Origin of the sequence: Ectothiorhodospira mobilis (assembly GCF_016584115.1) — a bacterium.
GTDB lineage: Bacteria > Pseudomonadota > Gammaproteobacteria > Ectothiorhodospirales > Ectothiorhodospiraceae > Ectothiorhodospira > Ectothiorhodospira mobilis.
Window position 1 is genome coordinate 1 of sequence record NZ_NRSK01000021.1, and the last position, 24,860, is coordinate 24,860.

The window sequence follows — 24,860 nt, forward strand, 5'->3', positions numbered from 1 at the left end:
CCCCCTCGCCGACCTGGAGGCGGCGGGGGCCGAACAGGGCCGTGCCGATGCGCACGATGGTGGCCCCCTCGGCCACCGCCGCCTCCAGGTCGGCGCTCATGCCCATGGACAGGGTGTCCAGGGGATGGCCGCGACGCATCAGATCCTCCTGCAGGGTGCGCAGGCGGGCGAAGGTGCGGCGCTGCTGGTCGAAGTCGTCGCTGGGGGCGGGGATGGCCATGAGCCCCCGCAGGCGCAGTTGCCCGAGACCGGCCACCTGTTCCGCCAGGGCGGGGAGGTCCGCCGGGTCCACCCCGGACTTGCTGTCCTCGCCGCTGATGTTCACCTGCAGGCAGACCTGGAGGGGACCGCGCTGCGCCGGGCGCTGCGCGTCCAGGCGGCGGGCGATGCGCTCCCGGTCCAGGGAGTGGACCCAGTCCGCCACCCCGGCGATGAGCCGGGTCTTGTTGCCCTGCACCGGGCCGATGAAGTGCCATTCGGGTCCGGCATCGGCCAGGGGGGTGGATTTCTCCTCCAGCTCCGAGGCGTAGTTCTCGCCAAAGGCCCGCTGTCCGCAGGCCAGGGCCGCCCGGATGTCCTCGGCGGGACGGGTCTTGCTCACCGCCAGCAACCGCACCTCGCCCGGGTCCCGCCCGTGACGCCGGGCGGCCTCGGCGATGCGGTCCAGAACGGCCTGGATTCGGTCGCACATTGGGTTCATAGCCCTATGCTATAGTCGACGACAGTCGAAGTCACCCGGGACCCCGTCCCGGTGGACGCAACACCCGGGGCCTTTCGAGGGGGACGGATGGACATCACCCAGCTGCTGGCGTTCAGCGTGAAGAACGGTGCCTCGGACCTGCACCTGTCGGCGGGGCTTCCCCCCATGATCCGGGTGGACGGGGACGTGCGCCGCATCAACGTGCCGCCCATGGAGCACAAGCAGGTCCATGGGATGGTCTACGACATCATGAACGACAAGCAGCGCAAGGATTTCGAGGAGTTCCTGGAGACGGACTTCTCCTTCGAGATCCCGGGCCTTGCGCGCTTTCGTGTCAACGCCTTCAACCACAACCGGGGAGCGGGGGCGGTGTTTCGCACCATCCCCAGCAAGATCCTCACCCTGGAGGATCTGGACTGCCCCGGCATCTTCGAGAAGATCGCCGAATATCCCCGGGGCATCGTCCTGGTCACGGGCCCCACGGGCTCGGGCAAGTCCACCACCCTGGCCGCCATGATCGACCACAAGAACAACACCGAGTACGGCCACATCCTCACCGTGGAGGACCCCATCGAGTTCGTGCACGAGTCCAAGAAGTGCCTGGTGAACCAGCGCGAGGTGCACCGCGACACCCTGGGCTTCAACGAGGCCCTGCGCTCGGCCCTGCGTGAGGACCCGGACACCATCCTGGTGGGGGAGATGCGGGATCTGGAGACCATCCGCCTGGCCCTCACCGCCGCCGAGACGGGGCACCTGGTCTTCGGCACCCTGCACACCAGCTCCGCCGCCAAGACCATCGACCGCATCGTGGACGTGTTCCCGGCGGCGGAGAAGGACATGGTCCGCGCCATGCTGTCGGAGTCCCTGCGGGCGGTCATCGCCCAGACCCTGCTCAAGCGCATCGGCGGCGGCCGCTGCGCCGCCCACGAGATCATGCTGGGCACCCCGGCCGTGCGCAACCTGATCCGCGAGAACAAGATCGCGCAGATGTATTCCGCCATCCAGACCAGCCAGGGCGTGGGCATGCAGACCCTGGACCAGGGGCTCAAGGAGATGCTCCAGCGGGGCCTGGTGAGCCGGGAGGAGGCCCGGCGCAAGGCGGCCAATCCGGACGCACTCTAAGGCCGGTCCCGGCATATCGGTTCGGCCCCTTTGGTTCCCCCCTCGAGAGAAAGCCCATGGATCGCGACAAGGCCATACGCTTCATGCACGACCTGCTCAGGACCATGCTGAGCAAGAAGGGGTCGGACCTGTTCATCACCGTGGGGGCGCCCCCCTCCATGAAGGTGGACGGCAGGATGACCCCCCTGACCAACCAGCCCCTGTCCCCGGCCCACACCCAGGTGCTGGTGCGCTCCATCATGAACGACCGCCAGGCGGCGGAGTTCGAGCGCGCCCAGGAGTGCAACTTCGCCATCAGCCTGCCCGGCATCTCCCGTTTCCGCGTCAACGCCTTCACCCAGCGGGGCAGCGCCGGCATGGTGCTGCGGGTGATCACCTCCGAGATCCCCGCCATGGGGGATCTGGGCCTGCCGCCGCAACTGGAGGAGGTGGCCATGACCAGCCGCGGGCTGGTGATCTTCGTGGGGGGCACCGGCTCGGGCAAATCCACCTCCCTGGCGGCCATGGTGGGCCACCGCAACCACAACAGTTACGGCCACATCGTCACCATCGAGGACCCCATCGAGTTCGTCCACAGCCACGGCCACTGCCTGGTGACCCAGCGCGAGGTGGGGGTGGACACGGAGAGCTACGATGTGGCGCTGAAGAATACCCTGCGCCAGGCCCCGGACGTGATCCTCATCGGCGAGATCCGTGACCGGGAGACCATGGACTATGCCATCGCCTTCGCCGAGACGGGGCACCTCTGCCTGAGCACCCTGCACGCCAACAGCACCAACCAGGCCCTGGACCGCATCATCAACTTCTTCCCCGAGGAGCGGCGCCAGCAGCTGCTCATGGACCTGTCCCTGAACCTCAAGGCGGTGGTCTCCCAGCGCCTCATCCCCCGCGCCGACGGCAAGGGTCGTGTCCCGGCGGTGGAGATCATGATCAACACCCCGCTCATGTCGGACCTGATCTTCAAGGGGGAGATCCACCAGATGAAGGAGCTCATGTCCAAGTCCAACGAGGCCGGCATGCAGACCTTCGACCAGGCCCTGTTCAAGCTCTATGAGGCCGGGGAGATCACCTACGAGGATGCCCTGCGCCATGCCGATTCGGTCAACGACCTGCGCCTGCGCATCAAGCTGGACAGCCGCCGCGGGGAGACCCCCGGACTCATGGACGACGCCGCCGAACTGAAGATGGAGGAGACCCCGGAGGAATCCGGGCTCAAGGGATAGGCCCCCATGCTGCTCCTGCCCTATCTCAAGCTGATGGCCCAGAAGAACGCCTCGGACCTGTTCTTCACCACCGGGGCGCCCGCCTGCGTCAAGATCGAGGGGGAGGTGCGCCCCATCAGCCGCCAGGCCCTGCAACCCGGGGGGGCTAAAGAACTGGCCTACGACGTCATGGACGAGCGCCAGGTGGCCGCCTTCGAGCGGGACAAGGAGATGAACCTGGGGCTTTCCGTGGAGGGCCTGGGGCGTTTTCGCATCAATGTCTACGTGCAGCGCGGCGAGGTCTCCATGGTGATCCGCTTCATCAAGAGCGAGATCCCCACCCTGGAGCAGCTGAACCTGCCTGCCGTGCTCAAGGACCTGGCCCTGCACGACAACGGCCTGGTGCTGGTGGTGGGCTCCACCGGCTGCGGCAAGTCCACCACCCTGGCCTCCATGATCGACCACCGCAACGGCTGCCGCACGGGCCACATCCTCACCATCGAGGATCCCATCGAGTACAGCTTCAGCCACAAGAAGTCCATCATCGGGCAGCGGGAGGTGGGCCTGGACACCCTCTCCTACGACAACGCCCTGCGGGAGGCCATGCGCGAGGCCCCGGACATGATCATGATCGGCGAGGTGCGGGATCTGAACACCATGAAGGCCGCCATCGCCTACGCCGACACCGGCCACCTGGCCCTGACCACCCTGCACGCGGTGAATGCCAACCAGGCCCTGGACCGCATCATCAATTTCTTCCCGCCGGAGGCCAAGCAGCAGGTGCTCATGGACCTCTCCCTGAACCTGCGGGGGATCGTCTCCCAGCGCCTGGTGCTGGGCAAGGACGGCAGCCGCGTGCCCGCCGTGGAGGTGCTGGTGAACACCCCCTACATCTCCGAGCTGATCCGCAAGGGGGAGATCGGCCAGATCAAGGCGGTGATGGAGAAGGGGGCCTCCGTGGGCATGCAGACCTTCGATCAGTCCCTGTTCGAGCTCTACAAGTCCGGCCGGGTCAACCTGCCCGAGGCCCTGGCCAAGGCCGACTCCCGCGGCGACCTGGAGTGGCGCATCCACTTCGGCGGCGGCGTGCGCAGCCTCCAGCGCAAGGACGAGGATCTGGAACTGCCCAGCGGCGATTTCTCCGCCGGCCGCGGTTTCAGCGACGGTCGTGAAGGCTTCGATGAGGAACTGCGCCCCCTGGAAGACCCGAAGGACGATCCCCCGCCGGGCGGCTGATGCCGCGGACCCGGCACCCGTGCCGGAACTTGTCTCTCCCATCATGGTCCCTTGCGGCAGTGGCCGTGGCCCGCGCCCCGGGAATGGGTCCCTGCGTTCCCGGGCGCCGGTCCGGCGAAGGTTCACGCAAGCGACCGGAGACCCGACGCATGATGCATCCCATTGCCCCGGTGCGCCGCCTGCTGGCGTGCCTGATCCTTGCCTTTGTGGTACTGCATGCCCCGGCCACGGCGGCCCCGCCGTGGCCCACGGGCGCGCCGCAGAAGGAGCCCACCCTGGCCCCCGTGGTCCAGAAGGCCCTGCCGGCGGTGGTGAACATCTCCACCGTCAAACAGATCGAACAGGCCCGGCACCCCCTCTTCCAGGATCCCTTCTTCCGTCATTTCTTCGAACTGCCCGACCTGCCGCCGCGGCGGCAGAACAGCCTCGGCTCCGGGGTCATCATCGACGCCGAAAAGGGCTACATCCTCACCAACCACCACGTCATCGCCCAGGCCGACGAGGTCTCTGTCACCCTCAAGGATGGCCGGCAGTTCAAGGCCCGCCAGGTGGGCAGTGACCCCGAGACGGACATCGCCGTGCTGCGCATCGATGCCCCGGACCTCACCGAACTCCCCCTGGGGGAGATGGACGGCCTGGAGGTGGGGGACCTGGTGATCGCCATCGGCAATCCCTTCGGTCTCGGCCATACCGTCACCTCGGGCATCGTCAGCGCCCTGGGGCGCACCGGCCTGGGCATCGAGGGCTACGAGGACTTCATCCAGACCGATGCCTCCATCAATCCCGGCAATTCCGGCGGTGCCCTCATCGACTGGCAGGGGCGCCTGGTGGGGCTGAACACCGCCATCGTCGGCCCCAATGGGGGCAACGTGGGCATTGGCTTCGCCATCCCCGTGGACATGGTCAAGGCCCTTTCCCAACAGATCATCGAGCACGGCCAGGTGCGCCGCGGGCGGCTCGGGGTGTACATCCAGGACGTCACCCCCAGGCTGGCCGAGGCCCTGGAACTGGAAGAGGCCCGGGGCGCGCTCATCGCCCGCGTGATGCCCGGCTCACCCGCCGAGAAGGCCGGTCTGAAAGAGGGGGATGTGGTGATCTCCGTGCAGGACCGGGCGGTGGAGGATGCCGCCGACCTGCGCAACCGCATCGGCCTGCTCTCCCCCGGGGCCAGGGTGCGCATGGTCTATCTGCGCGACGGCGAATCCCACCACGTCCGTGTCGCCCTGGGGGACGAGCAGGAGGTGGTGGAAGCGGACAACGGCCGCTGGCAGCACCGGGCCCTGCCCGGCGCCTGGCTCGCCCCCATCCCCGGGGATCATCCCCTGGCGGGCCGCGTGGAGGGCATCCTGGTGGCCGGGGTGGAGCCGGGCAGCCCCGCCGCCGAGGCCGGACTGCGCCGGGGGGATGTCATCGATCAGATCCAGCGCACCCCCGTGGCGGACCGCGATGAGGCCGTCCGCGTCCTGGACGCCGTCCGCGGCGATGTCCTGCTGCGCGTGCTGCGCGGACGCAGCGCCCTGTTCCTGGCGGTGCGGCCGGGGGATTGATGCCGGCCCTCAGATCCCCAGTGCCGATGCGATCTGGTCCAGGGATTCGGGGTTGGCCAGGGCGTCCCGGTTCTCCTGCCGGCCCTGCCCCTGGAGCATGCGGGCCACTGCCAGTTCCACCTTCTTGCCGCTGCGGGTGTAGGGGATCTGGGGCACATCCACGATCTGTGCCGGTACATGCCGTGGGCTCGCCTTGGTGCGGATGCGGGTACGCAGGGTCTGCACCAACTCCGGGGTCAGCGCCTCCCCCGGGGACAGCACCACCAGCAGGACCACCTCCACGTCCCCATCCGGGTGGGGACGGCCCACCACCAGGCTGTCGGCGATCTCCGCCACGGTCTCCACCTGGCGATAGATCTCGGCGGTGCCGATGCGCACCCCGCCGGGGTTGAGGGTGGCATCGGAGCGGCCGTGGATCACGGCGCCGCCGTGGGCGGTGAACTGGATGAAATCCCCATGGGCCCAGACCCCGTCGAAGGTGGAGAAATAGGCCTTGCGGTAGCGGCTCCCATCGGGGTCGTTCCAGAAGCTCACGGGCATGGCGGGAAAGGGCTGTAGGCACACCAGTTCCCCCCGTTCCTGTCCGGCGTCCTGTCCATCCGGGGTGTAGGCACGCACGTCCACCCCCAGCATGGGGCACTGGATCTCCCCCCGGCGCACCGGCAGCAGCGGGCATCCCCCCACAAAGCACCCGCAGATGTCCGTACCCCCGGAGATGGAGCTGAGCATCAGGTCCTGCCCCACCTGCTGGTAGACCCAGTCGAAATCCTCCGGCAACAGGGGGGATCCGGTGGAGAACACGGCCCGCAGGCTGGACAGGTCATGGCCCCGGCCCGGCTCCAGGTCCTGCTTGCGACACTGGCCCAGGTATTTGGCGCTGGTGCCGAAATGGGTCACCCGTTCCTGTTCCAGCAGATCCCAGAGCCGGTCCAGGTCCGGGTATCCCGGGGAACCGTCGAAGAGCACCAGGCAGGCCCCGGTGAGCAGCCCGGAGGCCAGCCAGTTCCACATCATCCAGCCCGTGGTGGTGAAGTACATGAAACGGTCCCCGGGGCCGATGTCGGCATGCAGCAGCAGCTCCTTGCTGTGGTTGAGCAGCATCCCCGCAGCCCCGTGGACGATGCACTTGGGCAGGCCCGTGGTGCCCGAGGAATAGAGGATGTAGACCGGATGATCCGGTGGCAGCTGCTCGAACACCGGGGAGGCACCGGCATGGGCCTTGAGGATCTCGGGCCAGGAGAGGAAGCGATCGTCCCCGGGGGGCTCCGCCCCGGGCAGCAGCGGGATGTGGATGACCCGTTCCAGCCCGGGGAGGCGGTCCGCCAGGATCCGGTTCGCCTCGCTGCGGTCGAAGGCCTTGCCGTTGTAGCGATAGCCGTTGGCGGCCAGCAGCACCTTGGGCTCGATCTGTCCGAAACGGTCCAGGATGGCCTCCACCCCGAAGTCCGGCGAGGCGGAACTCCAGATGGCCCCCAGCCCGGTGGTGGCCAGCATGCCCACCAGGGCCTCGTGGGTATTGCCCACCACGGCGGCCACCCGGTCCCCGGCGGTGACCCCCAGCTCCCGCAGCCCCGCCTGCAGGGCCGCCACCTGCCCGAGCAGGGTGGCCCGGTCCAGGCGCACCGGCTCCCGGGATTCCGTGATCTCCACCACCGCCTGTTCCGTGGTCTCCCCCTGCAGGGCATGGCGCAGCAGGTTTTCGGCGAAGTTGAGGCGGGCGCCGGTGAACCAGCGGGTGCCGGGCATCTCCGGGTGGGTCATCACCGCTTCCCAGGGCCGGCTGGCGATCACCCCGGTGTAGGTCCAGAGGCTGGCCCAGAAGTCCTCCGGATGGGAGATGGACCAGCGGTGCAGGGCCTGGTAATCCCCGAAGCTGCCGTATCCCTGCGCCTCCAGCCAGTCCCGGTAGCGGGCCATGGCGCTTCGGGTGCGTTCCCGTTCTCCGGGCTGCCAGAGGATTGCCGCTTCTGTGGTCATGCCGATCTCCTGGATGCAGTGGGGATGTGTCCCGGGGGAGGGGGTCAGCCGGGCTGGGTGATTGATTTACGCAAGCGTTATATTGTTATTGACGTTTGCGTAAACGTAATCTAGCTTTAACCGGGGCACGACGCAATGGATCGGCAGACGTTCCCATCCAGCCACCACACAACGACGAGAAGATCGGGAGGAGTCATCACATGGGGATCAGACCCAGCCATCTTGCGCTGGCCGGCCTGCTGGCCGCGCCGGCCGCCCAGGCCATCGACTATGAATTCAGCGGCGATCTGGATGTACGGGGCTTCGGCCGCACCCAGGCGGAGGGGGGGTACCAGAACGGTTTCGAACAGCGCATCCGCCTGCGCACCGATATCGCCCTGGACGATGGGGTCAGCCTCCACGCCGGGGTGAACCTGATCAATGACACCTGGCGGGGGGATGCCTCCGGGGACGTGAGTGCCCTGGCCCAGACCCAGCCCTTCACCTGGGGGCGGGATCACCGCACCGTGACCCTGGACTACGGCTACGTGCAGGTCCCTCTGGGGGACTGGACCCTGCGGGCCGGCCGCCAGATCGCCAACTGGAACTTCGGCATGACCGTGGGGGACGATCGCCGCGACCGCATCCTGCTCATGCGTCCCGCCGGGGAGGGGGTCACCTTCCTCATGGGGGGCGACCAGCGTCAGAAGGGCACCCTGGACGACAACAAGGACGACGGTTATCTGGTGTTCGCCGGCTTCGTGGGCAAGACCAGCGGCTGGTCCTGGGGGGCCCTGCTGGGACACTACATGGGGGATGACGAGACCCTGCCCGACGGCACCTATGAGCGCTATCGTTTCTACGCCCCGCGGGACGGAACCCTGGTCTCTCCCTGGGCCAAGGGGCAGCTGGGGGCCGTGGAGGTCACCGCCGGTGGTCACTACCTGGGGGGAGGCGACGCCCTGTTCACCAACGACACCTTCGGCGGTTTCCTGCGGGGGGGGCTGGAGGCCAGCGAAGACCTGAAGCTGGAGGCACAGTACTTCTTCAGCCTGGGGGGCTCCCTCATCGAGACCGGGTTTGACACCTTCTCCAGCCTGATCCACAGCAATCCGCGGCATAACGCCACCGCCACCTACATGCCCGCCCTCAGCCTGAGCGGTCTGGGCAAGGTGTCCCGGGAGTTCCAGGATGACGGTGTTGCCGACCAGGACTTCGATCGCCACCTGGTGGCTACCCGCGGCACCTACCGCCTCAGTGACGACTGGTCGCTGAAGCTGGCCGCCGGCTGGGTGCGCTACGACGGCGTCGCCGGGGATCTGGATCAGGAGGAGGATGTCACCTTCGGGGATCTGCAGATGCACTACCAGGTGACCCCCTCCACCCGGGTCTGGGCCACCTACGGGTACGCCGATACCGCCGATCTGGTGGCGCGGGACAGCCTCAACGCCTTCAGCGTGAACCTGCGCACCCAGTTCTGATGTCCTTCCCCGGGGGACCCCTGGGTCCCCCGGGCCTGTCTCCTCCCTCAGGCTATTTCGTCATGCCCCCTGTCCGCGAACGCGATGCACTGGCCCGGCGCTATGCCGAGCCCCATCTCCTCCAGCGCCTGCGCACGGCCCTGGACGAGGCCGGACTGGATCCGGAACGGCTCAGCTGCGAAGCGGTGGCCGCCATCGATCAGCTGCATGTGGGGGGGCGCCGGGCCAGCCGGCAGCTGGCCGACCGGGCCGACCTGCGGCCCGGGGCCCGGGTGCTGGACCTGGGTTGCGGCACCGGCGGCAGCAGCCGCCTGCTCATGCAGGAATACGGGGCCCGGGTGGTGGGGGTGGATATCACCCCGGACTATCTGGCGGTGGCCCGGTGGCTGAACCGGGCCACCGGTCTGGCAGGGGCATGCGCCCTGATGCGGGCCGATGCCAGCCATCTGCCCTTCGGGGCGGCCTCTTTCGATGGCATCTGGGTGCAGCACACCTTCATGAACGTGCCCGACATGGACCGGGCCCTGGCCGAGGCGGTGCGGGTGCTCCGGCCCGGAGGGTACTTGTGGCTGCACGAGGTGATCCGCGGGGAGGGGGATGGCCCCCTGTCCCTGCCCGTGCCCTGGGCGGATGAGGCCCGGCACAGCCATCTCCTGACCCGGGAGGCCCTGGAGGCCCGTCTGCGGGCCGCGGGCTTGCAGACCCTGGTCTTCGAGGATATCAGCCAGGATGCCCTGGCCTGGCGCAGCAAGCACACCCGCCGGGAGGCGGCCGGCGGCGGCATCCGGTTGTCCCCGGTGCTCATCTTCGGCCCCCGATTCCTGGACATGGGGCGCAATGTCATGGAAAACCTGAAGGCGGATCGTATCCGCATCGTGCAGGCCATCCTCCGGCGCGGCGACGACCGGTCGTTGGCTCCGGCCTGAGCCTGCGGGAACTGCGCAGGATCAGTGCCCTTCGGCCCCGACCGCATGGCCCGGGCCCATGGCCCGGGAGACCTTGGCATTCACGGGGCGCTGCAGCAGGTGGCAGATCCAGTGGGCCGTGTCCACCAGGGCCGGCAGCCGGATCCCCGTCTCGATGCCCATGCCCTGGAGCATGTACACCACATCCTCGGTGGCCACGTTGCCCGCGGCGCCCCGGGCATAGGGGCAGCCCCCCAGGCCGGCAATGGCGGTGTCGATGGTGGCGATGCCCAGTTCCATCACGGCGTAGAGATTGGCCAGGGCCTGGCCGTAGGTGTCGTGGAAATGGGCCGCCAGCTGCGCCATGGGGACCTGTTCCGCCACCGTCTCTACCATGTGCCGGGCCTGGAGCGGCGTGCCGGTGCCGATGGTGTCCCCCAGGGAGATCTCGCCGCAGCCCATCTGGTGCAGGCTGCGGGCCACCCGGGCCACGGCGCGGGGATCGACGGCCCCCTCGTAGGGGCAGCCCAGGGTACAGGAGACGTAGCCCCGCACCGGGATCCCCAGGTCCCGTGCCCGCTCCAGTACCGGCGCAAAGCGGGCCAGGCTCTCGTCGATGCTGCAGTTGATGTTCTTGCGCGAGAAGGTCTCCGAGGCGGCGGCGAACACCGCCACGTCCCGGGCCCCCGCCGCCACGGCGTTCTCCAGACCCTGCAGGTTGGGGGTGAGCACCGGGTGGCGTACCCCGGGGGCCACGGGCAGGCGGGCCATCACCTGGGCATGATCCGCCATCTGGGGGACCCAGCGGGGGGAGACAAAGGCGGTGGCCTCCACCCAGGTCAGCCCGGCCCCCACCAGGCGCCGGATCAGTTCCACCTTGGTGTCGGTGTCGATGTGCCCGGGCTCGTTCTGCAGTCCATCCCGGGGGCCGACTTCCACGATGCGTACGGATCGGGGCAGGGCCATGGCCTGGTCTCCTTATGCCGCTTCTGGGTCTTGTGGGTCGGGGGTCACGGGGTCCGGGCAGTTCCGCCCCCGCACCAGGATGCTGGGCTGCAGCGTCAGCACCGCCTCGCCGTGCTGGTTCATACCGGTCCAGAGCACCTTGATGATGCCCCATCCGCGGCGGGATTCGGAGGGCTTCACCTCCAGGATCTCCATCTCCAGGTGGATCCGGTCCCCGGGGCGTACGGCCTGAAGGAAGCGGACCGACTCCACCCCCATGCCGATCTGTCCCTCCGCCAGCTGCAGCTGGGAGCGGATGTTCATGGCCGTCATCACCGCCACGGTGTGCCAGCCGCTGGCCACCAGTCCGCCAAAGAAGGTCTCCCGGGCCGCCTCCGGGTCCACGTGATAGGGCTGGGGATCGAACTCCCGACCGAAGCGGATGATGGCCTCCTCGGTCATGAGGGTGGGGGGGGTAGTGAAACGCATCCCCGGGGTGAGGTCTTCCAGGTAATAGGGTGGGGGGGTCATTGCGCCTCCTCCGTGTGCAGGGCCAGCAGGGTGGCCCCCTCGGCCACCTGATCTCCTTCCCCGTAATACACCGCTTCCACCTCTCCGGGGGCGAAGGCGTGGATCACGTATTCCATCTTCATGGCCTCCAGGACCATCAGCGGATCCCCTTCCTCCACCCGGTCGCCGGGGGCCACGTGCACCGTCACCACCATGCCCGGCATGGGCGCCACCAGGGTGCCGTCCTTCACCTCGTCGTCCATGCCCGCCGCCAGGGGATCGTGGCGCACCAGGGTATGGGTCTCGGTGTCCAGGACCACCGTCAGCCGGGGGCCATCCTCCAGCACCCAGGCATCCAGGTGGATCCCGTCCAGCTGCAGGTGCAGATGGCCATCGCCCTGGAGTTCACCCCGGGTCCGGTGGGTGCCTCCCTCCCAGGTGAGCCGGTATTCCTCCCCACGACCGTGCACCTCCACCTGCAGTTCCCGGTCCCGGCTCGGGTCCATGAAGTGCAGGGCCCGGTAGCCATCGCCGTTGAGCTGCCAGCCATGGGTGGCGTGCCAGGGGGAGAAGGGGTCCCCGGAACGCTGCGCCTGGTCCCGGCTGTCCTGCTCCACCCGCAGCAACTCGTGCAGGGCCGCTGCCGCCACCGGGGCGGACCCGAGCGTCCCGGGCCGGGGACACAGGGCATCCCGGTGGGCCTCGATGAAGCCGGTGTCGATGCGGGCCCCGCGGAAGTCCGGATGCACCGCCACCCGGGCCAGAAAGTCCACGTTGGTGGTGGTGCCCACCACGATGAAGGCCCGCAGGGCATGGCGCAGGCGGTTGAGGGCCCGCTCCCGGTCCTGGTCCCAGACCACCAGCTTGGCGATCATGGGGTCGTAGTGCACCGAGATCTCATCTCCCTCGCCCACGCCGGTGTCGATGCGCACATGGGGCGAGGCCTCCGGGGTGCGCAGGTGGCGGATCACCCCCGTGGCCGGCAGGAAGTCCCGGTCCGGGTCCTCGGCATAGATGCGTGCCTCGAAGGCATGGCCGGTGAAACCGATGCCCTCCTGGTTCCGGGGCAGGGGTTCGCCACAGGCCACCTGCAGCTGCCAGGCCACCAGATCCAGACCGGTGATCATCTCCGTGACCGGATGTTCCACCTGCAGCCGGGTGTTCATCTCCATGAAGTAGAACGCCCCGCGGCCATCCATGATGAATTCCACGGTGCCGGCCCCCACGTAGCCGATGGCCCGGGCCGCCGCCACGGCGGTCTCCCCCAGCTGCCGGCGCTGGACGGCGTCCAGGCCCGGGGCCGGGGCCTCCTCGATTACCTTCTGGTGACGGCGTTGCACGGAACAGTCCCGCTCGAACAGGTGCACCACATGACCGTGGGTGTCGGCAAAGACCTGCACCTCCACGTGGCGGGGCTGGATCAGGTATTTCTCGATGAGCACCCGATCGTCGCCGAAGGCGGCAGCGGATTCACGCCGGGCCGCCTCCAGCGCCGCGCTGAAGTCCCCGGGATGGTCCACCCGCCGCATGCCCTTGCCGCCGCCCCCGGCGGAGGCCTTGATGAGCACCGGGTAGCCGATCTCCTGCGCCACCCGGGCCAGATGCGCCACCGACTGCTCCTCGCCGTGATCCCCCGGCACCAGCGGCACCCCGGCCCGCTCCATGATGGCCTTGGCCGCGCTCTTGGAACCCATGGTCCGGATGGCTTCGGGCGGGGGACCGATGAAGACGATGCCGGCGTCGGCGCAGGCCTGGGCGAAATCCGCATTCTCCGAGAGAAAGCCGTATCCCGGATGGATGGCCTGGGCCCCGGAGCGCCGGGCCACCTCCAGGATGCGCTCTGCATTCAGGTAGCTCTCCCGGGCCGGGGCCGGTCCGATGGGCCAGGCCTCGTCACAGGCCTGCACGTGCAGGGCCTGGCGGTCCGGTTCCGAATACACCGCGACGGTGCGGATGCCCAGGTGCCGGCAGGTACGACTGATCCGGCAGGCGATTTCCCCCCGGTTGGCGATGAGGATCTTGTCGAACATGCTCCAGTCCCTGTCAGGTGATGCGTGCAAGCAAAAAGGCGGTGGGGGCGCGACGAGGCATCAGTCCGTCGCGGCGGGGCACCACAGGGGGTCCCGCTTCTCCAGGAAGGCCGTCAGCCCTTCCTGTCCCTCCTCCCCCACCCGCAGCCGGGCGATGCGATCGGCGGTGTCCCGGATCAGGGGTTCGTCGATGGGCCGGCCGGCCACGTCCCGCACCAGCGCCTTGGCGGCCTGCATGGCCTGCGGGCCGTTGCGGCGCAGCCCCTGCAGGAGGGTCTCGATGCGGCTGTCCAGGTCCGTCTCGTCCGCGGCCACCTCATGCACCAGGCCGATGCGATGCGCCTCTTGGGCGTCGAAGCGTTCGGCGGTGGTGAAATAGCGCCGTGCCTGGCGACTGCCCATGGCGGCGATGACATAGGGGGCGATGGCGGCCGGGATCAGTCCCAGGCGCACCTCGGAGAGGCAGAAGCGGGCCGCAGGGGCGGCCAGGGCGATGTCGCAGGCCGCCACCAGGCCCACGCCCCCGCCCACGGCGGCCCCGTGGACCCGGGCGATGGTGGGTTTGCTGAAGCGGTAGAGGGTGTCCATGAGCCGGGCCAGCCCCAGGGCGTCCCGGTGGTTCTCCTCCCGGGTGTAGGCGGCCATGCGCTGCATCCAGTGGATGTCCGCCCCGGCGGAAAAGCTCTTGCCGGCCCCGGTGAGCACCAGGGCCCGGACCCGGTGGTCCCGTTCCAGGTCCTCCAGGGTGCGGGTGAGGGTCTCGATGAGGGTGTCGTCGAAGGCGTTGTGGCGTTCCGGACGGTTCAGAAGGACGGTGGCCACCGACTCGCGGATGCGTACGATCAGGTGCTGTTCGCTGGGCATGGGGAGTCCTCGGATCACATGCGAAAGACACCGAAGCGGGTGTCTTCCACGGGGGCATTGAGGCTGGCGGAGAGTCCCAGGGCCAGCACCATGCGGGTCTGGGCCGGGTCGATCACGCCGTCGTCCCAGAGCCGGGCGGTGGCGTAGTAGGGGTGGCCCTGGTGTTCGTACTGCTCCCGGATGGGGGCCTTGAAGGCCTCTTCCTCCACCCCGGACCAGGTCTTGCCCTGGCGTTCCAGGGTGTCCCGCCGCACCTGGGCCATCACCCCGGCCGCCTGCTCCCCGCCCATGACCGAGATGCGGGCGTTGGGCCACATCCACAGGAAACGCGGGGAATAGGCCCGGCCGCACATGCCGTAGTTGCCGGCGCCGAAACTGCCGCCGATGAGCACCGTGAGCTTGGGTACCCGGGCACAGGCCACGGCCGTGACCATCTTGGCCCCGTCCTTGGCGATGCCGCCGGATTCGTACTTGCGCCCCACCATGAAGCCGGTGATGTTCTGCAAAAAGACCAGGGGGATGCCCCGCTGACTGCACAGTTCCACGAAATGGGCCCCCTTGAGGGCCGATTCGGAGAAGAGCACCCCGTTGTTGGCCACGATGCCCACGGGGTAGCCGTGGATGCGGGCAAAGCCGCACACCAGGGTGGTGCCGTAGAGGGCCTTGAACTCGTCCAGTTCCGAGGCGTCGACGATGCGGGCGATGATCTCGCGCACGTCGAAGGGCTTGCGGCTGTCCCGGGGGATGATGCCCCCCAGCTCCTGCGGGTCGTACAGGGGCGGGCGCGGGGGTTGCAGGTCCAGTTCCACCCGCTTGCGGCCGTTGAGATGGCTCACGCAGCGGCGGGCCAGGCCCAGGGCGTGGGCATCATTGAGGGCGTAGTGGTCCGTGACCCCCGACACCCGGGAATGGACATCGGCCCCACCCAGTTCCTCGGCGCTGACCACCTCCCCGGTGGCCGCCTTCACCAGGGGCGGACCGGCCAGGAAGATGGTGCCCTGTTCGCGCACGATGATGCTCTCGTCGGCCATGGCCGGCATGTAGGCCCCGCCCGCTGTGCAGGATCCCATCACCACGGCGATCTGCGGGATGCCCTCGGAGGACATCACCGCCTGGTTATAGAAGATGCGTCCGAAGTGGTCCCGGTCCGGGAAGACCTCGTCCTGGGTGGGCAGATTGGCCCCGCCGGAGTCCACCAGATAGATGCAGGGCAGCCGGTTCTGCCGGGCGATCTCCTGGGCCCGCAGGTGCTTTTTCACGGTCATGGGGTAATAGGTCCCCCCCTTCACCGTGGCATCATTGGCCACCACCATGCATTCCCGCCCGCAGACGCGGCCGATGCCGGCGATCACCCCCGCTGACGGGACCTGATCCTCATAGAGCCCCAGGGCCGCCAGCTGGCCGATCTCCAGAAAGGGGGATCCCGGGTCCAGCAGCACACGGATACGCTCCCGGGGCAGCAGCTTGCCCCGGGACAGATGCCGTTCCCGGGCCTTTTCGCTGCCCCCCTGCCGTACCCGGGCCACCCGCTGGCGCAGATCCGCCACGAGTTCACCCATGGCCGCCCGGTTGGCCTCGAATGCCTCCGAACGCGGATTGATCTTGGTTTTGATGACGCTCATCGGTCTCCCTGCCCCGGTGGATGGCAGATGCTGGAATGGACCCGCTGGGGGTCCGGCGGGGTCAGCGGGTCTCCTTGAACAGTTCGCGCCCGATCAGCATGCGGCGGATCTCGGAGGTGCCGGCACCGATCTCGTAGAGCTTGGCGTCCCGCAGTAGGCGCCCGGTGGGGTACTCGTTGATATACCCGTTGCCCCCCAGGCACTGGATCGCCTCCAGGGCCATCCAGGTGGCCTTCTCTGCGGCGTAGAGGATGGCCCCGGCGGCATCCTTGCGGCTGGTCTGGCCCCGGTCACAGGCCCGACCCACGGCATAGACATAGGCGCGACAGGCGTTGAGGGTGACGTACATGTCCGCCAGCTTGCCCTGCATGAGTTGGAACTCACCGATGGACTGACCGAACTGCTTGCGCTCATGCACGTAGGGCAGGACCACATCCATGCAGGCGGCCATGATGCCCAGGGGGCCGGCGGCCAGCACGGCACGCTCGTAGTCCAGGCCGGACATGAGTACCTTCACCCCTTCGCCCTCGCGGCCCAGGATGTTCTTTGCCGGTACCCGGCACTGTTCGAAGATCAGTTCACAGGTGTTGGAGCCGCGCATGCCCAGCTTGTCCAGCTTCTGCGCCGTGGAGAAACCGGGCATGTCCCGTTCCACGATGAAGGCGGTGATGCCCTTGGGGCCCGCCTCCGGGTCGGTCTTGGCATAGACCACCAGGGTGCTGGCCTCGGGGCCATTGGTGATCCACATCTTGTTGCCGTCGAGGATGTAATGATCCCCCTCGCGGCGGGCCCGCAGGCGCATGCCCACCACGTCGGAGCCGGCGCCGGGCTCGGACATGGCCAGGGCCCCCACCTGTTCCCCGGAGAGGAGCCCCGGCAGGTATTTCTGTTTCTGCTCCTCGGTACCGTTGAGCTTGATCTGGTTGACGCACAGGTTGGAATGGGCGCCGTAGGACAGGCCCACCGAGGCCGAGGCCCGGGAGATCTCCTCCACGGCCACCATGTGGGCGAGATAGCCCATTCCGCTGCCGCCGTAGGCCTCGTCCACGGTGATGCCCAGCAGCCCCATCTCCCCCAGCTTGGGCCACAGGTCCGCCGGGAAGAGATTGTCCTGATCGATCTGCGCCGCCCGGGGGGCGATCTCCGCCGCCGCGAACTCGGCCACGGCATCCCGCAGCATGTTGATCTCGTCGCCCAGGTCAAAGTCCAGAGTGGGGTAGTGGCTCATGACGGAAGTCCTTTGGGTGGTTTGAGCCGAGATTAAATGACGTTGACGTAAACGTCAATTTTTCACTGCAGCCGGATCCAGCGGTGGGCAGGGGATATGGAAAGCGGGATGCCCGGCGGCGCGGGGAGGCCGTGCTTCAGGTGCCGGTGGAGGATCGGGGGGCGGGGAGGTCCTTTTCTTCCGTGGCCTTGCCCTGGCGTTCCTGGGTCTCCAGCAGCTGCCGGCAGTGGCTGTAGGACTGCTCCAGTTCCTCCAGAGTCTCCTCCAGGTCCTGGCGCTGCTGCAGCAGCTGGGCCCGCTTCTCTTCCAGTACGCTCAGGTAGTATTTGAGCTGGCGGGCCTCGCCGTGGGCTTCGTCATAGAGTTCAAAGGCCTCGCGCATCTCCGCCAGGGTGAAGCCCAGGCGCTTGCCGCGCAGGATCAGCTTCAGCCGGGCCCGGTCCCGGCGCCGGTAGAGCCGCTTGGAGCCCACCCGTTGGGGGGAGAGCAGGCCCTCGTCCTCGTAGAAGCGGATGGCCCTGGTGGTGATGCCGAATTCCCGGGCCAGTTCGCCGATGGTGTAGGTGGTGCCACCGGTGTCGTTGTCCCGGAGGACGAAGGGTTGGGGGTGGGTCATGGCCGTCACACGCTCCGTGCTGGTGGATCGGGGGGATCGCAGGGGAATCACTTGCTTTCCCTTAACGTTCACGTCACTTTACGGAACCATATCAGATCCTCTTTTCCTATTGTACGAAAAAGTTGAGCTGCGTGAAGGGGGTTTGATGCACTGCGGCATCCTGAGCGGGGCCGGGAGAAGGGGGCAAAAAAAGGTTGACGTATACGTAAACGGTAACTAAATTGCCCCATAACGTAATAACCAGAACGGCGTCAATCAGATGAACGCCGGCAAGGGGGAGGAGGTTGCATGCAGCAGCACGGCCACAGCTACCTGCACGGCGTGGGGACGGCTCCGCTCATGGGGTGCACCCTGGGGGACCGGCTGCGCGAGCTGGCGGGGCAGCGCCCCGAGGGCCTGGCCCTGGTGGACTGTGCCCATGGCGTGCGCTGGACCTGGCAGGCCCTGGATCACCAGGCCTCGGTCCTGGCGGCGGCCTTTCTGGATCTGGGGCTGGTGCCCGGGGATCGGGTGGCCCTGTGGCTCATGAACCGGGCGGAATGGACCCTGTCCCTGCTGGCTGCCGCCCGGGTGGGCATGATCGCCGTGAACATCAACCCCGGGGCCCGCAGGGGGGAGGTGCAGCGCTTTCTGAATCAGGTGCAGGCCCGGGCCCTGATCATCCAGCCGGCCTTCAAGACCAGCGACTACCTGGCCATGGTGCAGGAACTGCTGTCGGATCGGGATCGGCAGGCGGGGGCCGCGTTGCAGGCCGCCGCGGTGCCGGATCTGCGTCAGGTCATCCAGGCAGGGGAGGAAGAGGTGCCCGGCATGCACCGTTTTGCGGGGCTGCTGGAGAGCGCCTCCCCACAGGCACGGGCACAGGTGGACGCGCTGTCCGCGGCGGTGGATTTCGATGACCCCGTCAACATCCAGTTCAGCAATGCCACCGGCGGCGAGGCCGCCGGCACCACCCTCACCCATCACAATATCCTCAACAACGGGGCCATGGTGGGGCGCACCCTGCACCTGGGGCCGGAGGACCGGGTCTGCATCCCCGTGCCCCTGTTCCACTGCTTTGGCATGGTCATGGGCAATATGGCCTGTCTGGCCCACGGCAGCACCATGGTCTATCCCGGCGAGGCATTCGATCCCGCCCAGACCCTGGAGGCCGTCCAGGCCGAGGGGTGCACCGCCCTCTACGGCGTGCCCGCCATGTTCAAGGCCATGCTGGAGCAGGAGCGTTTCGCGGATTTCGATCTCTCCACCCTGCGCACCGGCATCATGGCCGGGGCCCCCTGCCCGCCGGAGACCATGGATCAGGTGATGACGCGCATGCATATGGACCAGGTGACCATCGCCTATGGCATGACCGAATCCTCCCCGGTGTCGTTCATGAGCGATGTGGACGACCCGGTGGATCGGCGCCTGAATACCGTGGGCACCCTGCGGCCCCACCTGGAGGCCAAGATCATCGACGGGGAGGGCTGCATCCTGCCCCGGGGGGAGGCGGGGGAGCTGTGCGTGCGCGGCTACAGCGTCATGCGCGGCTACTGGAATGATGCCCAGCTCACCCGCCGGGTCATCGATGAGGCGGGATGGCTGCACACCGGCGATCTGGCCTGCCTGGATGAGGACGGCTACTGCCGCATCGTCGGCGGGGTCAAGGACGTCATCATCCGTGGCGGTGAGAACATCTATCCCCGGGAGATCGAGGACTTTCTCACCACCCATCCGCAGATCGCGGAGGCCGTGGTGGTGGGGGTCCCCGACGCGCGCCTCGGTGAGACGGTCTGCGCCTGCGTGCGGGTGACCGCGAGCGACCTCACCCCGGAGGCGGTGCAGGCCTTCTGCCGTGGTGAGATCGCCCACTACAAGATCCCGGCCCATGTCCGTCTCTACGAGCGGTTTCCCCGCAGTACCGGCCGTGCCCTGCGCTTCATGCTCAAGGACGAGAGCCTGGAGGCACTGGGGCTGGGGCAGGATACGGCAGGGCAGGGCTGAACCGTCCCGGGGTTCATCGGGGGCATCCAGGGGCACCGCGCCCCGAGGCATCACAAGGTTTCCGGAAGGAGTGAGGGCATGACGCAGCAACAGGCAGCCGCCGGCCCGGATACGGTGCTGGAATGCGACGGGGTCTGCCGCTGGTTCGGCGGCCTGCAGGCGCTCAAGGGGATCTCCCTGTCGGTGCGGCAGGGGGAGATCCTGGGGCTGGTGGGCCCCAACGGCTCGGGCAAGACCACCCTGGTGAACGCCATCACCGGGTTCTATCCGCCCCAGGAGGGGAGCATCCGCTTCCTGGGGGAGCCCATCCAGGGACTCAAGCCCCATCGCATCGCCCGTCAGGGCATCGCCCGCACCTTCCAGAACGTGGCCCTGTTCAAGGGCCTGAGCGTGCTGGACAACATCCTGCTGGGGCGGCACATCTTCATGCGGCCCAGCAGCCTGGCATCCCTGTTCTACTGGTGGTGGGCGCAGCGGGAGGAGGTGAAACATCGCCTCCGGGTGGAGGAGATCATCGACCTTTTGCAGCTGGAGGGGGTGCGGGACGAGCCCGTGGAGGTGATCCCCCTGGGTCTGCAGAAGCGGGTGGAACTGGCCCGGGCCCTGTGCGCCGAGCCCCGTTTTTTGGTGCTGGACGAGCCCATGGCGGGCATGAACCAGGAGGAGAAGGAGTACATGGTGCGCTTCATCCTGGATGCCCGGGATGCCATGGGGGTCACCATGCTCCTGATCGAGCACCACATGGACGTGGTCACCGCCATCTGCAACCGGGCGGTGGTGCTCAACAACGGGGAGAAGATCGCCGAGGGTCCCACGCGCGAGGCCATCAACGATCCCGCCGTGGTCACGGCCTACATCGGGAAGATGCAAGATGCAGCCTGAACGCCGACAGCAAGACGATCCGCAGCAGAACCTGCACCCCGGCTGGCGGGAGGAGGATCACCTCATCCGTCTGCTGGTGGACAACGCCCGGGATCACGGCGATGAGGTGGCCCTGCGGGAGCGGGACCGGGGCATCTGGAAGGAATACACCTGGCGCGACTACCTGGAACAGGTGATGGATATGGCCGCCGGTCTGGAGGCCTGCGGGGTGGCCCCGGGAGACCGCATCCTGGTGATCGGGGACAACCGGCCCGCCCTGTATCTGGGCATGGTGGCGGCGGTGGCCCTGCGGGCCATCCCGTCCCCCGCCTATCCCGACACCCCCCCCGATGAGATCCGGCGGCAGATGGAGGCCGAGGCCATCCGCTGCGCCCTGGTGGAGGACCAGGAGCAGGTGGACAAGCTCCTGGGGATCCGGGCACAGGGGTACGATGGCCTCAAGACCCTCCTCTTTGATGATCCCCGGGGCCTGGAGGGGCAGGAGCCGGAGGGGGGGATGTCGGTGGCGGATCTGCGTGCCCGTGGGCGCTCCTGCAGGTATCATCGCCCCGGTCTCGATGCGGACCTGCAGTCCCGCGCCCGGGTCCATGACACCGCCGTGCTGCTGCATTCCTCCGGCACCACCGGCGCCCCCAAGGGGGTGCCCATCAAGCACGGTCATATCCTCTCCGGGGTGCGCAATGCCGCCGCCGCCGGCTATTTCCAGGAGGGGGAGGAGCATATGGCCTACCTGCCCATGGCCTGGGTGGGGGACTTCATCTTCTCCATCGGCGCGGCCCTGGCCCTGCGTTTCACCGTCAACATCCCCGAAAAGCAGGAGACGGCCCTCCACGACCTGCGGGAGATCGCCCCCACCCTGTATTTCAGTTCCCCCCGGGCCTGGTCCAACATGCTCACCCGCATCCAGGTGGGCATCAACGAATCCTCACCCCTGAAACGGCGGCTGTATCAACACTTCATGCCCTTTGCCGTGGAACTGGAACGCCGCCGCCTGGAGGGAAGCGCCCCCACTGCCCTGGAACGCCTCTGGCGCCGGGTGGGGGAGGTGATGATCTACGGCCCCGTCAAGGATCACCTGGGATTGGGCCGGGTGCAGCGGGCCTATACCGCCGGCGAGGCCATGGGTGAGGACGTGTTCCTCTTCTTCCGTGCCCTGGGGTTGAACCTGCGCCAGTTCTACGGCCAGACGGAGAACTGCGCCCTATGCGCCGCCCAGGACCCGGATTCCGTCAGCCTGCACACCGCCGGTCGCCCCTTCCCGGGGGTGGAGGTACGGATCCAAGAGGACGGCGAGATCCTGGTGCGTTCGGAGAACGTCTTCGATGGCTATTTCGACAACCCCAAGGCCACCGCCGAGACCCTGCAGGACGGCTGGATGCACACCGGGGATGCGGGCTATCTGGAGGACGATGGCCAGCTGGTGGTCCTGGGCCGGGTATCCGAGGTGGTGTACACCGCCGCCGGCGAGCGGTTCATCCCCACCTACGTGGAGAACCGCCTGAAGTTCAGCCAGTACATCAAGGATGCCTGCATCCTGGGACAGGGGCGGGACCACCTGGCCGCCATGATCGTCATCGATCTGGAGGCCACGGGCCACTGGGCCGAGGAGCAGGGGGTGGCCTACACCTCCTTTTCCGACCTGTCCCAGAAACCGGAGGTGTACGAACTGGTGCGCGGCGAGATCGCCCACGTGAATGCCGTCCTGCCCCAGGGTCTGAAGATCCGCCGCTTCGTCAATCTGCACAAGGAGTTCGATCCGGACGACGGCGAGGTCACCCGCACCCGCAAGCTCCGGCGCAAGGTTATCGACCAGCACTATGCCCCCATCATCGAAGCCCTCTACGACGGCCGTACCGCCCTGGAGTTCGAGGCCCGCATCAGCTACGAGAGCGGCGAATCGGGCACCCTCAAGCGCCATCTGGCGGTGGCGGACATCCCCCTGGCCCATGCAGCGAAGGAGGCCTGAGGCATGGATTTCCAGTTCCTGCTCGAATTGACCGTCAACGGCGCCCTCACCGGCTGGATGTACAGCCTGGTGGCCCTGGGCATCGTGCTCATCTACAAGTCCTCCGGCGTGCCCAATCTGGCCCAGGGGGCGATGGTGATGATCGCCGCCTATCTGGTCTGGGTCTTCTCCAGCATGCTGGCCCTGCCCATCGTCCTGGCCCTGCTGCTGGCCCTGGTGGCCATGTTCTTCCTCGGGCTGCTCACCGAGCGCTTGCTGCTGCGGCGCATGGTGGGCCAGCCCATCATCATGGTGGTCATGCTCACCCTGGGCCTGGAGAGCCTGCTGCGGGGCATCGGCCCGGGCTTTCTCGGGGCCGCACCCAAGAGCCTGGATCTGGGGCTGAACATGATGCCCATCATCGTCGGGGAGGTGTTCATCAACCGGGAGTACCTGGTTGGTGCGGCCATCGGCGGCGTCATGGTGGTCCTCTCCCTACTCTTCTTCCGCACCCGGGTGGGGACCAAGCTGCGGGCGGTCTCGGACGATCACGTCTCCAGCTGGGCCGTGGGCATCTCCGTGGAACGGGCCGTGGGCATCTCCTGGGGCCTGGCGGGCATCGCGGCGGTGGCCGCCGGGGCCATGTGGGGCTCGGTGCAGGGGGTGGACTGGACCCTCACCACCCTGCTGTTCCCCGCCATCGCCGTGGTCATCCTGGGGGGGCTGGACAGCATCTACGGGGTGCTGGTGGCCGGTCTCATCGTGGGGGTTCTGGGCAGCGTCATCCCGGGCTATGTGGATCCTCTGGTGGGGGGCGGTACCCGCGACGTGGTCACCTCCCTGATCATCCTGCTGACCATCATGTTCCGTCCCCACGGCATCTTCGGCCGTGAAGACATCGAGAGGGTCTGAGCGCCATGTTCTACCGACTGTCCGGCATCAAGCACACGCGTTATGTCTCCGCCCGGGCCCTGTGGCCCATCCCGGCCGACCGGCGCATCCTGTACGTCCTCGGCGCCCTGGCCCTGCTGGCCCCTGTGCTGCTGTCCGATCTCTATCTCACCAGCTATATGCTGCCCTGGCTCATCTGGACCGCGGCGGCCCTGTCCCTGACCCTGCTCATGGGGATGGCCGGACAGCTGCACTTCGGCTTCGCCGCCGTGCTCGCCATCGGGGCCTACACCAGCATCCATCTGACCCGCGCCGGTGTCCCCTTCGAGCTGGCCCTGCTGGGGGCGGGGCTGTCCTCCGCCGTCATCGGCAGCGCCTTCGGGGCCGCGGCCCTGCGGGTGAAGGGGCTCTATCTGGTGATGGCCACCCTGTCCATGCAGTATCTGGTGGAGTGGGTCATCGTCAACGTCCCGGCCATCTCCGGGGGGGCCCAGGCCACCCTCAACACCCCCGACGTGCGTTTCCTGTTCGTGCCGCTGCAAAGCGATGCCAGCCTCTACTACATGGCCCTGCTGTGGACCGTGGTGGTGACCCTGCTGCTGCTCAACATCCGGCGCAGCAGCTTCGGCCGCGCCCTGGTGGCGGTACGGGACAAGGACTTCGCCGCCGCGGTGATCGGCGTGAACCCGGTGCGCTTCAAGCTCCTGGCCTTCTTCGTCAGCTCCTTTCTCGGCGGCGTCACCGGCGCCATCCTGGCCTTCTGCTACTACCAGGCGGTGACCCCGGAGCAGTTCGGCTTCAACGTCTCCATCCAGTTGGTGGCCATGGTGCTGGTGGGGGGGCTGGGCAGTGTCATCGGGGCCTATCTGGGTGCGGGGTTCGTACTGCTGCTGCCCATCCTGCTCACCAACCTGCTGGCCGGGGCCGCCCAGATCGACTGGTTGCCCATCTCGTTCAACCTCATTGCCCATATCCCGCTGATGGTGTACGGGGCGCTGATCATCGGGGTGATCCTGTTCGAGCCCCTGGGTCTGGCCAAGATCTACGACAACCTGCGCAAGTATTTCCTGGTGTGGCCTTTCCGCCACACCCAGAGCTGAGGCAGACGCATCCGGGCCGGGAGATGAAAGATCCACAGGGAAGATCCCGGGCAGGGAAGACAGAACCGTGCCGGTCCGGCGCCATCGCCCCCGCG

The 24,860-nt window shown here is 67.8% G+C and carries 20 protein-coding genes; 11 read left to right on the top strand and 9 right to left on the bottom strand.

The features are described from left to right. Positions 1 to 700: YggS family pyridoxal phosphate-dependent enzyme (locus CKO33_RS09170; protein WP_200181743.1), on the bottom strand; the 700-nt coding region annotated here is incomplete at its 3' end. An 87-nt stretch (positions 701 to 787) separates the two neighbouring features. Here CKO33_RS09170 and CKO33_RS09175 point away from each other — a divergent pair. The 4 genes from CKO33_RS09175 (at position 788) to CKO33_RS09190 (ending at position 5,807) form a co-directional block, all read left to right on the top strand. Further along, positions 788 to 1,822, top strand: coding sequence for a type IV pilus twitching motility protein PilT (locus tag CKO33_RS09175; RefSeq protein ID WP_200181745.1), 1,035 nt, complete (start codon positions 788 to 790; stop codon positions 1,820 to 1,822). A gap of 56 nt (positions 1,823 to 1,878) precedes the next feature. Next, complete coding sequence (locus CKO33_RS09180) at positions 1,879 to 3,045, top strand: PilT/PilU family type 4a pilus ATPase (protein ID WP_200181747.1); 1,167 nt, start codon at positions 1,879 to 1,881, stop codon at positions 3,043 to 3,045. A 6-nt stretch (positions 3,046 to 3,051) separates the two neighbouring features. Then, positions 3,052 to 4,260 (top strand): PilT/PilU family type 4a pilus ATPase, encoded by a 1,209-nt coding sequence (locus CKO33_RS09185; RefSeq protein ID WP_200181749.1) that lies wholly within the window; start codon positions 3,052 to 3,054, stop codon positions 4,258 to 4,260. 170 nt (positions 4,261 to 4,430) lie between these two features. Beyond that, positions 4,431 to 5,807, top strand: coding sequence for a DegQ family serine endoprotease (locus CKO33_RS09190; protein WP_200181825.1), 1,377 nt, complete (start codon positions 4,431 to 4,433; stop codon positions 5,805 to 5,807). Between the two features lie 9 nt (positions 5,808 to 5,816). Here CKO33_RS09190 and CKO33_RS09195 read toward each other — a convergent pair whose 3' ends face one another. Next, entirely contained in the window at positions 5,817 to 7,784 is a 1,968-nt protein-coding gene (locus CKO33_RS09195; protein ID WP_200181750.1) for an acetoacetate--CoA ligase, read from the bottom strand. 200 nt (positions 7,785 to 7,984) lie between these two features. Here CKO33_RS09195 and CKO33_RS09200 point away from each other — a divergent pair, with 200 nt between their 5' ends. Then, positions 7,985 to 9,244, top strand: coding sequence for a hypothetical protein (locus CKO33_RS09200; protein WP_200181752.1), 1,260 nt, complete (start codon positions 7,985 to 7,987; stop codon positions 9,242 to 9,244). A gap of 62 nt (positions 9,245 to 9,306) precedes the next feature. Continuing rightward, a complete protein-coding gene (locus CKO33_RS09205) occupies positions 9,307 to 10,170 on the top strand; it encodes a class I SAM-dependent methyltransferase (protein ID WP_200181754.1) in 864 nt (287 codons plus the stop codon). Between the two features lie 21 nt (positions 10,171 to 10,191). Here CKO33_RS09205 and CKO33_RS09210 read toward each other — a convergent pair whose 3' ends face one another. The 7 genes from CKO33_RS09210 to CKO33_RS09240 form a co-directional block, all read right to left on the bottom strand. Further along, on the bottom strand, positions 10,192 to 11,115 hold the full coding sequence (locus tag CKO33_RS09210) for a hydroxymethylglutaryl-CoA lyase (RefSeq protein ID WP_200181756.1): 924 nt from the start codon (positions 11,113 to 11,115) through the stop codon (positions 10,192 to 10,194). 12 nt (positions 11,116 to 11,127) lie between these two features. Beyond that, positions 11,128 to 11,625: a MaoC family dehydratase gene (locus CKO33_RS09215; RefSeq protein WP_200181758.1), complete on the bottom strand. Its 498-nt coding sequence runs from the start codon at positions 11,623 to 11,625 to the stop codon at positions 11,128 to 11,130. Further along, the gene (locus CKO33_RS09220; protein ID WP_200181759.1) at positions 11,622 to 13,634 is read right to left on the bottom strand and encodes an acetyl-CoA carboxylase biotin carboxylase subunit; all 2,013 of its coding nucleotides are present in this window, start codon (positions 13,632 to 13,634) and stop codon (positions 11,622 to 11,624) included. The genes CKO33_RS09215 and CKO33_RS09220 overlap by 4 nt, the downstream gene beginning before the upstream one ends. 60 nt (positions 13,635 to 13,694) lie before the next feature. Then, the gene (locus CKO33_RS09225; protein ID WP_200181762.1) at positions 13,695 to 14,498 is read right to left on the bottom strand and encodes an enoyl-CoA hydratase/isomerase family protein; all 804 of its coding nucleotides are present in this window, start codon (positions 14,496 to 14,498) and stop codon (positions 13,695 to 13,697) included. Positions 14,499 to 14,512: 14 nt separating this feature from the next. Next, positions 14,513 to 16,120, bottom strand: a complete 1,608-nt coding sequence (locus CKO33_RS09230) for a carboxyl transferase domain-containing protein (protein WP_200181763.1) — start codon at positions 16,118 to 16,120, stop codon at positions 14,513 to 14,515. A gap of 61 nt (positions 16,121 to 16,181) precedes the next feature. Next, complete coding sequence (locus CKO33_RS09235) at positions 16,182 to 17,348, bottom strand: isovaleryl-CoA dehydrogenase (protein WP_200181765.1); 1,167 nt, start codon at positions 17,346 to 17,348, stop codon at positions 16,182 to 16,184. 136 nt (positions 17,349 to 17,484) lie between these two features. Continuing rightward, entirely contained in the window at positions 17,485 to 17,964 is a 480-nt protein-coding gene (locus CKO33_RS09240; RefSeq protein WP_200181767.1) for a MerR family transcriptional regulator, read from the bottom strand. Between the two features lie 288 nt (positions 17,965 to 18,252). Between CKO33_RS09240 and CKO33_RS09245 the strand changes: the two genes are divergently transcribed. From CKO33_RS09245 to CKO33_RS09265, 5 genes are all read left to right on the top strand, one after another. Next, positions 18,253 to 19,947, top strand: a complete 1,695-nt coding sequence (locus tag CKO33_RS09245; protein WP_200181769.1) for an AMP-binding protein — start codon at positions 18,253 to 18,255, stop codon at positions 19,945 to 19,947. Positions 19,948 to 20,025: 78 nt separating this feature from the next. Beyond that, the gene (locus tag CKO33_RS09250; RefSeq protein ID WP_200181771.1) at positions 20,026 to 20,829 is read left to right on the top strand and encodes an ABC transporter ATP-binding protein; all 804 of its coding nucleotides are present in this window, start codon (positions 20,026 to 20,028) and stop codon (positions 20,827 to 20,829) included. Further along, entirely contained in the window at positions 20,819 to 22,795 is a 1,977-nt protein-coding gene (locus CKO33_RS09255) for an AMP-dependent synthetase/ligase (protein WP_200181778.1), read from the top strand. Before CKO33_RS09250 ends, CKO33_RS09255 begins: the two co-directional genes overlap by 11 nt. A 3-nt stretch (positions 22,796 to 22,798) precedes the next feature. Further along, on the top strand, positions 22,799 to 23,686 hold the full coding sequence (locus CKO33_RS09260; protein WP_200181780.1) for a branched-chain amino acid ABC transporter permease: 888 nt from the start codon (positions 22,799 to 22,801) through the stop codon (positions 23,684 to 23,686). Between the two features lie 5 nt (positions 23,687 to 23,691). Then, on the top strand, positions 23,692 to 24,765 hold the full coding sequence (locus CKO33_RS09265) for a branched-chain amino acid ABC transporter permease (RefSeq protein WP_200181781.1): 1,074 nt from the start codon (positions 23,692 to 23,694) through the stop codon (positions 24,763 to 24,765). Positions 24,766 to 24,860: the final 95 nt, after the last annotated feature.

Excerpts from the sequence above, each read along its gene's own strand:
- CKO33_RS09175 (WP_200181745.1), top strand. The coding sequence starts at position 788 with ATGGACATCACCCAGCTGCTGGCGTTCAGCGTGAAGAACGGTGCCTCG.
- CKO33_RS09180 (WP_200181747.1), top strand. The coding sequence starts at position 1,879 with ATGGATCGCGACAAGGCCATACGCTTCATGCACGACCTGCTCAGGACC.
- CKO33_RS09185 (WP_200181749.1), top strand. The coding sequence starts at position 3,052 with ATGCTGCTCCTGCCCTATCTCAAGCTGATGGCCCAGAAGAACGCCTCG.
- CKO33_RS09195 (WP_200181750.1), bottom strand. The coding sequence starts at position 7,784 with ATGACCACAGAAGCGGCAATCCTCTGGCAGCCCGGAGAACGGGAACGC.
- CKO33_RS09200 (WP_200181752.1), top strand. The coding sequence starts at position 7,985 with ATGGGGATCAGACCCAGCCATCTTGCGCTGGCCGGCCTGCTGGCCGCG.
- CKO33_RS09205 (WP_200181754.1), top strand. The coding sequence starts at position 9,307 with ATGCCCCCTGTCCGCGAACGCGATGCACTGGCCCGGCGCTATGCCGAG.
- CKO33_RS09210 (WP_200181756.1), bottom strand. The coding sequence starts at position 11,115 with ATGGCCCTGCCCCGATCCGTACGCATCGTGGAAGTCGGCCCCCGGGAT.
- CKO33_RS09215 (WP_200181758.1), bottom strand. The coding sequence starts at position 11,625 with ATGACCCCCCCACCCTATTACCTGGAAGACCTCACCCCGGGGATGCGT.
- CKO33_RS09220 (WP_200181759.1), bottom strand. The coding sequence starts at position 13,634 with ATGTTCGACAAGATCCTCATCGCCAACCGGGGGGAAATCGCCTGCCGG.
- CKO33_RS09225 (WP_200181762.1), bottom strand. The coding sequence starts at position 14,498 with ATGCCCAGCGAACAGCACCTGATCGTACGCATCCGCGAGTCGGTGGCC.
- CKO33_RS09230 (WP_200181763.1), bottom strand. The coding sequence starts at position 16,120 with ATGAGCGTCATCAAAACCAAGATCAATCCGCGTTCGGAGGCATTCGAG.
- CKO33_RS09235 (WP_200181765.1), bottom strand. The coding sequence starts at position 17,348 with ATGAGCCACTACCCCACTCTGGACTTTGACCTGGGCGACGAGATCAAC.
- CKO33_RS09240 (WP_200181767.1), bottom strand. The coding sequence starts at position 17,964 with ATGACCCACCCCCAACCCTTCGTCCTCCGGGACAACGACACCGGTGGC.
- CKO33_RS09245 (WP_200181769.1), top strand. The coding sequence starts at position 18,253 with ATGCAGCAGCACGGCCACAGCTACCTGCACGGCGTGGGGACGGCTCCG.
- CKO33_RS09250 (WP_200181771.1), top strand. The coding sequence starts at position 20,026 with ATGACGCAGCAACAGGCAGCCGCCGGCCCGGATACGGTGCTGGAATGC.
- CKO33_RS09255 (WP_200181778.1), top strand. The coding sequence starts at position 20,819 with ATGCAGCCTGAACGCCGACAGCAAGACGATCCGCAGCAGAACCTGCAC.
- CKO33_RS09260 (WP_200181780.1), top strand. The coding sequence starts at position 22,799 with ATGGATTTCCAGTTCCTGCTCGAATTGACCGTCAACGGCGCCCTCACC.
- CKO33_RS09265 (WP_200181781.1), top strand. The coding sequence starts at position 23,692 with ATGTTCTACCGACTGTCCGGCATCAAGCACACGCGTTATGTCTCCGCC.